Source organism: Acetobacter sp. DmW_136 (genome assembly GCF_008690365.1).
Taxonomy (GTDB): Bacteria; Pseudomonadota; Alphaproteobacteria; order Acetobacterales; family Acetobacteraceae; genus Acetobacter; species Acetobacter oryzifermentans.
In genome coordinates, this window is record NZ_VHON01000001.1 from 49,453 (window position 1) to 55,986 (window position 6,534).

Sequence of the window (6,534 nt, forward strand, 5' to 3'; positions counted from 1 at the left end):
TTTTCGGAGATTTATACTATGAGCAGCTCAGGTACTTATTATACCTATGAACTGGATGATCAGGGCAATCCCGCTCTTGACGCCAGCGGCAACAAGATTGTCGAAACAACATGGACAGTTTCTCAGCCATATGGGTCTTTAATCTCTGACTGGGATGTGAAAATTACAGATTCCAGCGGAAACGTCATATTAGATCAGAAAGACATTAATCCAGGCCTTGATATTCTTGGCGTAGTGCAGCTTCTTGGAAGTGGTTACGTTCTTACACCAGGATCTGGGGATTTTACTGTTCTCATTAGCGCATTAAGTGCCCAAACTTTTGTAAGTACTCCAGGTTCAACAGGAAACTTTATTATTGGTGCAGGTGCAGCTGAACTCTCCACATATTATATTGGTGGAACTACCGCCATCTCTGGCTTGGTAAACCTTGTTACGGGTTCAACCATCAATGTTATTGGTGGCAATGCCACACTCACAGGAACAAGCGGGGGCGCTCTTGCTGGTGTTTTAAATGGTTCAACAATTAATGTTGAATATGGAGGAACATTAAATACTGGCTCTGCATTGGCTAGTGTTTTAGAGGGTGCCACTGTTAATTTCGGCACTGGTGGCGGCACTGTTATTATTAACGGTGGAGGAACGCTTATCAGTCTTCTCTCGTCTGGTTCAGTACACGCAACGACTTTCCAAAATTATGATCCTTCCAAGGATACGATTGAGCTCCAGAATACGACAAGCACGATTGCATCTTACACCATTGAAAATGGTGGTCTTTTTGGAACAGATAGTTCAGAAAAAATTGTTACACTTAAAGATGCAAATGGCCATGTAATTGGACAGTTCGCTGTTTCTCCTGCATCAGGTGTTACACTTAACAACGGTGCTTACATTGTTAATGCATCAACCAATGATACAAACCCCCTGAAAATCACTGTTTCTGATGGCAACACCTACATTGGTGCCTGTTTTCTTGCTGGCAGCATGATCAGCACGCCGAAAGGTGATGTAGCTGTAGAAGACATTCAGATTGGTGATGAAGTTGTGACATTTGACTGGCGCAACTACAAGGATATTACACGTTCAGTTGTGTGGGTTGGCAAAGCACACGTTAACGTTCGCTCCGATCTACCAGATGATGAAGCTGGCTGGCCTGTGCGTATTCTTAAAGACGCCATTGCTGATGGTGTGCCTTACAAGGATATGCTGATTACATCAGAACATTGCCTGTTCTTTAAAGACAGCTTTGTGCCTGCACGTATGCTGGTGAATGGCGTGTCTATTTTCTATGACAAATCCATCAGTTCGTACGACTACTATCATGTGGAAACAGAACAGCATTCCGTGATCACCGCAGATGGCATGCTGACAGAAAGCTATCTGGATACAGGTAACCGCTCTTCCTTTCGCCAGGAAGGCAAGATTGTCACACTCCATAGCATTGCTAAAAGCTGGGAAGACGATGCTGCAGCGCCGCTATGCGTTGAGCGTTCTTTTGTTGAGCCTCTGTTCCGTGCCCTTGAATGGCGTGAAAACAGCGTTGTTGGTTGCTTACCTTCTGCAGAAAAAATTGAAACAACCAATGATCCAGATCTGCGCCTGATTACGCAAACAGGTGCTACCATTCGCCCAATGCGGCATAACGGCCAGCAATACAGCTTCATGCTGCCGCCTAATACAAAATCTGTGCGCATTGTCTCCCGCGCCAGTCGCCCGGCAGATGCCATTGGCCCGTTTGTGGATGACCGCCGTTACATGGGTGTAGCCGTTGCGGATGTGCGCCTGCTCTGCGCCAAAAAACCACACAACATTACGACCCATCTTCAGGACGAAAAACCAGAAGGCTGGCACGATACGGATTGGACAGATTGTGCATGGACCAAGGGTGATGCGGTGCTGCCTCTTGGAGACCATCTGACGCATGGAAAAATGGGCATCCTTTCCCTGACCATTCGTGCCGCTGGACCTTACTGCGCGGACAAATTGCAGATAACTAAGTTGAAAGCATATTCTGCTTAGTATTCTCAAATTTCATATTATATTTGGACAGACCTTATTCTATGAGTAAGGTCTGTTTTTTATATAGATGGTTTCCACATAAGCTACGTGGATCAATCTGCTCGAAAGATGAAAAGAATATTTCTATCCAATTGAATGTTTTTACAAATTCATCATAAACCATTGAAATATAACAAGCTTATTTGGTTGCGATTTACCGTATAACATGTTGATATAGAAAGATTATTATATTCCCCTGATTTCAAACAGGCCGTATGGACCGCGTCCATCTGAAGCTCTGCATATGATGGAACTGATCCACGAAATTGCCGCTGTCCTCATGCAGGAAGTGAAGAGGCGGGTTGGGGAGATGGCGCCCCCATCTCCTGTGGTGAAATTCTGTCTGTGAAGGAAAACTGATACGTGAAATTATTCTCCTATAGCCTCACTCTGGCGGCTTTTGCTGGTTTGGTGACGTTGTCACAGCATGCTTCAGCACAAAATATGATCAGCAGTGGCACAAGCCAGTTTGCCAGAAAAAATGCGCCACACGCGGTTCCAACTCTCTTCTCTGAACAATCCGCTTCTTTGGAGCAGTTACTGGATTCTGGATATGAAATCCGTTCCAGCGCCAGTAGTGAAACAGGCTCATCCCTGATTCTTTTCCGTCCGCCCCTGCCAGACCGGAAGCCATCATGGGTAAGGTGTGAATTGATTGGCGACAACAACGGCAACGTCGTGTTGCGTTCGAGCTATAGAGTCACATCAGACTGTCGCAATTTGAACTGAGAAGACCAGACGTCTTGCGGTATTCAAACCCTCGTTTTTAGTCAACCATAACAGGCACGTTATGACATCCAAGAAAACATCTCGCACCAAAAAACCAATAGTCCCTAAAGCTCCAGAGGATCCGGCGCGCCATCGTTATACGGAAGAGGAAATGGACGCGCTCATCGAACAAGCGTGGCCAGAGGATAAAGTGGAAGCTTATTTTCGAGCCGAACGCGAAGACGCACCCATTCCTGTCGTGCATGATTTTACTGTCATGCGCCCGCAGACAGCACGGCTGGCAAAGGCTTTGAGCGAGATGTTCCCTGGCCAGTTCAAAGGCGTAGAAATCGGCCTGTGGCCCCCGATCAATGCCGAGGACGGGATGATAGACGTGATCTATCTGGGGGAGAGCTGGATCGTGCAGCTTGGATATGACGGTTACGAGCCGTCCAGACTCGGTTTTGTCAACGCGACATGTGATGGCCTTGATTATATGGAAACGCTGGAGATCGATTGTGGTCTCTATCAGGGTAGCGGGTTTGACTCTTACGAAGCAGAGTTTCCATTGAACGAGGCGGATCGGGCAGAGTTCATGGATTACATGCGGCGAAATTTTGGACGTCCGGCGGAAAAAGTTATTCTTGTGCGTGAAGATGACCCCGATGCAGATCAGTCAAATGGGGATCGTGTTGTTCCGTTTCGTAAGTCCTCATAAGTTCTTGCGGCTTCACATAGTCGCTTCCATGCGTGCAGGAGCAGCTCTGATACAGAGCTGTTCCGTAAGTGCTCCAGTTCCTCTGTAAACGTGTCGGTTGTGTGCACAACGGTAGACAGCTCCGGGGCAATTTCAGCAGATCCAGTCATGACAACTCTGTTGAGTGTCTGAATGCCAGGATCTATGTGCCGGACAATCTCGTAGACCGCAGCACAATGACCGGCATTCTGTCGCAGTGGGCTGTAGATCTGTTCAGACCAGCCTCCAGGCAGTGTTTGGCGCCAATAATCGTTCCGAACATCCCTCGTCAATTTGCCCCGTAAGTGTTTGGTTTCAATGACGAGTATGCCAGAAGCGGTCAAAGCGACGTGATCAATCTGTGTTGGGCGACCACTTCGGGTTGGCAGCACAATATCATGGAGACAGGCAAGGTGGGAGTGCGCCAGAATGTTCCGGACATCAGTCTCGCCCTTACGCCCTTGAATGTCAGATTTGAAAGCTTTTAAGAGAGAGTGTTCTCTGGCAGTTCTCAGGGAAGATCGATAACGTCGGCGCATTATGTGTCACTCTGTTTTTTGGCACCACGCAGGGCCTGTTTACGGCGTCTTGCTTCGCGCTGACGTGCGCAGACCAATTCCCGGTTCCGAGCATAATACCGTTGATGTTTGGACATGTTGTCGCCTGACGTGCGCGGGTAATGCGTTGTTTTGTGAGGTGAGCCGTTTGGTGCGATGACGATGTTTGTAATCTCCAAAGGGGATTTTATTGTCAGCTCGTTCGTTGTTTTGCTCTTACCGGCCCTGTGATTGTTTCGTGATTTTGGTGGCATTACATACTCCTCCGTTATCGCGGATTATCTTGGAGCGCGCTGATGCGACGAAAAATCCCTTTTTGCTTTAGAGCCGTCATTTGTGCTGCGGTTTCGGCGTGAGCGTTTTTTCGTCGCATAATGTTTGGGTATGGGTGATCGAAGAAAACGGAAGTAATGGATCATTGAAACCATGCCCGACAATCAACGTCTCGAACCGCAGACAGATCCGTCAGTCATAGTGCAACCGGGTCTCAGTTTCAGAGATTCATTCACTAAATGTTTTGAACAGTTCGAAAGAGGGCGTGTCGTGTGGGTTCGTAGAGCTCCAAACGGCACCATGACGCTGTATCATAGACGTAAGACTCAGAAAGAACTGGCTCAGGAAAAAAGACAACAAATACATGACCGGATTATGAAAGGCCTGAGATGGACAGCGTTCATTCTGGTGGTTTTTCTTATCGCAAGGTTCTTCGGCTGGAATGTAAAGCAGGCACTTGGGATCGTTATTGAGAGTGTTTTGTCGCTGATTCCAATCCTCATATGCTGGAATCACGGCATAAGCCGTTGAACAGGCCGTGAATAATTAACGGGACTGCACAGAGCAACATGTCCGCCGCAATGGTTCGGCCTCAGGCGGCCCGCGCCTACGGGCGCGCCATTGCCCCGGCCAGTTGTCTGTGCAGTGCGGAAAAGGGATCACACATAAAGGATCCCGAATATGAGCATCTCGACCATGACGGTACAGACATTAACCGGACCGTCCGTGCTCCTTAAAGAGCTTGTTCAAAAGTATCGCGCGGAATGCCAAGATCCCGACGACATCGTGTTTGTTGATGAAACAACCTTGCAGACCACCATGTATAGTGGCTCTGGGTCATCCTTGCTTTATCTTGGAGATGCGCTGGCTGGAAAATATCCAACACTTGAGATCCAGAGTACAGAATGGTTTGACTGCTTTGAAGGTGTCAGTCTTGCCCATTGGAAAGGCGGTCGTCGCATTTATCTTTGCGAGATGACCGAAATTGTTTCTTGTGAGGTTCCCGGCGGGTTGAACTGGCCAATCCCCGACAACAGGATCAGGTTCTGGCATGATGTCCCGGATTTACCCTTGGCCATATAGCATGTCTTCCCCCGTTACGATCTGATGTCGCTCATGGACTGTCCAACTCTGGCGGGCAGGTGGCGTGCGCTGCATAATTCCTATAATAATGTTCTTTTCCGTTTGCCCTCTGATCCTGAACAAAAGGATGGAATTTTTGTTCAGATGACACCGCAAACAGGGCGCGTTGCGATTGTGCGAGGCATTGATCGCTATGGATGCTGTGCCTCGGAACAGCTTGTTGCTTATGCCGATGTGACAGCACGGTGGCCAGAGTTGCGGCCTCTGCAACGCACGTATTGGCGGACACGAAAAACGCAGCGCAGACGTAACAGAAGATGGTGACAACTTCAGCGTAAGAAGGCTTCACGTCATAAAAATGGGAGAAGCGCCTTTTTAACAGAAAAAGCAATGGGAGAAGATGAGGTGCAGGAAATCCCCTTCTGACGCAGAAGAAGTCGCTGACCGAAGCGGCCTAGCGCGTCAAGCGGAGGCTCCTCGGCCACCAGGCTGCGCCTGCCGGCCTGCGGTGCCGGTGCCGCGCGCCGCGCATGACCCGCTAGGCCGCTCCGGTCTGTCCTGAAGGGGTTCAAAACTCCGAAGAAGGAAATATCGGATATGTCCTATCGCATTGTCTACGATCTCGCAGCCACGCGGTTTTCTGCACACAGTCTGAACACTGCTTTCCCTGAACATGGATTTTATATCGACCAGTATCTTTTTTTCGAACTGGGTGGTGATAACAACCTTTATGAATCCTACTCCACGAACAACCGCACGATGCAAAGACGTGTAAGAGACTGGTCTTTGATTGCAATGGGATCTGACTGGGAAGTCATGCGTCAACTCGTCACGTTTTCCGCTTCTTGTGAAGGCGGCGGTATGCGCTTCAGTGGTGCTTCTGATACGTCTGCTGAAACCTATATTCGCAAATGCCGGGCGACATTGGCTGGTGCTGTCTCGCCTGAACGTCTCTTGCAGAAAATGGGCTGTGGGGTGTCGTTGCAAATTGCACGATCAGAAATTGAAGGCTCATCTTGGAGGCAAGGAAATATCGACGCGGAAATCTCACAGAAGGGTTGTACATCGGGTTAGATTATGAAAAAGTCTGTTTTGCACAAAAGAAATTTTCGTAAGCTATAA

Annotated in this window: 8 protein-coding genes; 7 read left to right on the forward strand and 1 reads right to left on the reverse strand. The window is 48.5% G+C overall.

The window, feature by feature from the left end:
• The first annotated feature begins 18 nt into the window (after window positions 1-18).
• The 3 genes from FKW31_RS00305 to FKW31_RS00315 all read left to right on the forward strand — a co-directional run bounded on the left by FKW31_RS00305 (window position 19) and on the right by FKW31_RS00315 (window position 3,481).
• Window positions 19-2,016, forward strand: coding sequence for a Hint domain-containing protein (locus tag FKW31_RS00305; protein WP_166443352.1), 1,998 nt, complete (start codon window positions 19-21; stop codon window positions 2,014-2,016).
• A 402-nt stretch (window positions 2,017-2,418) separates the two neighbouring features.
• On the forward strand, window positions 2,419-2,784 hold the full coding sequence (locus tag FKW31_RS00310) for a hypothetical protein (protein WP_087636543.1): 366 nt from the start codon (window positions 2,419-2,421) through the stop codon (window positions 2,782-2,784).
• Window positions 2,785-2,845: 61 nt separating this feature from the next.
• Entirely contained in the window at window positions 2,846-3,481 is a 636-nt protein-coding gene (locus FKW31_RS00315; protein ID WP_087636542.1) for a hypothetical protein, read from the forward strand.
• Here the strand turns inward: FKW31_RS00315 and FKW31_RS16625 are convergent.
• A complete protein-coding gene (locus FKW31_RS16625) occupies window positions 3,436-4,038 on the reverse strand; it encodes a nuclease-related domain-containing protein (RefSeq protein WP_087636541.1) in 603 nt (200 codons plus the stop codon). The two genes, FKW31_RS00315 and FKW31_RS16625, sit on opposite strands and share 46 nt — an antisense overlap.
• Window positions 4,039-4,482: 444 nt before the next feature.
• On the opposite strand from FKW31_RS16625, the gene FKW31_RS00325 reads away from it, so the two are divergent.
• From FKW31_RS00325 to FKW31_RS00340, 4 genes are all read left to right on the forward strand, one after another.
• The gene (locus tag FKW31_RS00325; RefSeq protein WP_087636460.1) at window positions 4,483-4,860 is read left to right on the forward strand and encodes a hypothetical protein; all 378 of its coding nucleotides are present in this window, start codon (window positions 4,483-4,485) and stop codon (window positions 4,858-4,860) included.
• Between the two features lie 150 nt (window positions 4,861-5,010).
• Window positions 5,011-5,412 carry a hypothetical protein gene (locus FKW31_RS00330; RefSeq protein WP_087636459.1) on the forward strand — a complete coding sequence of 134 codons (402 nt, stop codon included), beginning with the start codon at window positions 5,011-5,013 and terminating at the stop codon, window positions 5,410-5,412.
• A gap of 144 nt (window positions 5,413-5,556) precedes the next feature.
• Window positions 5,557-5,736 (forward strand): hypothetical protein, encoded by a 180-nt coding sequence (locus tag FKW31_RS00335; protein WP_150177074.1) that lies wholly within the window; start codon window positions 5,557-5,559, stop codon window positions 5,734-5,736.
• Window positions 5,737-6,009: 273 nt separating this feature from the next.
• Complete coding sequence (locus FKW31_RS00340) at window positions 6,010-6,486, forward strand: hypothetical protein (RefSeq protein ID WP_150177076.1); 477 nt, start codon at window positions 6,010-6,012, stop codon at window positions 6,484-6,486.
• The last annotated feature ends 48 nt before the right edge of the window (window positions 6,487-6,534 follow it).

Bases quoted from the DNA above. Each gene is read 5' to 3' on its own strand.
- FKW31_RS00305 (WP_166443352.1), top strand. From the start codon at position 19: ATGAGCAGCTCAGGTACTTATTATACCTATGAACTGGATGATCAGGGC.
- FKW31_RS00315 (WP_087636542.1), top strand. From the start codon at position 2,846: ATGACATCCAAGAAAACATCTCGCACCAAAAAACCAATAGTCCCTAAA.
- FKW31_RS16625 (WP_087636541.1), bottom strand. From the start codon at position 4,038: ATGCGCCGACGTTATCGATCTTCCCTGAGAACTGCCAGAGAACACTCT.
- FKW31_RS00325 (WP_087636460.1), top strand. From the start codon at position 4,483: ATGCCCGACAATCAACGTCTCGAACCGCAGACAGATCCGTCAGTCATA.
- FKW31_RS00330 (WP_087636459.1), top strand. From the start codon at position 5,011: ATGAGCATCTCGACCATGACGGTACAGACATTAACCGGACCGTCCGTG.
- FKW31_RS00335 (WP_150177074.1), top strand. From the start codon at position 5,557: ATGACACCGCAAACAGGGCGCGTTGCGATTGTGCGAGGCATTGATCGC.
- FKW31_RS00340 (WP_150177076.1), top strand. From the start codon at position 6,010: ATGTCCTATCGCATTGTCTACGATCTCGCAGCCACGCGGTTTTCTGCA.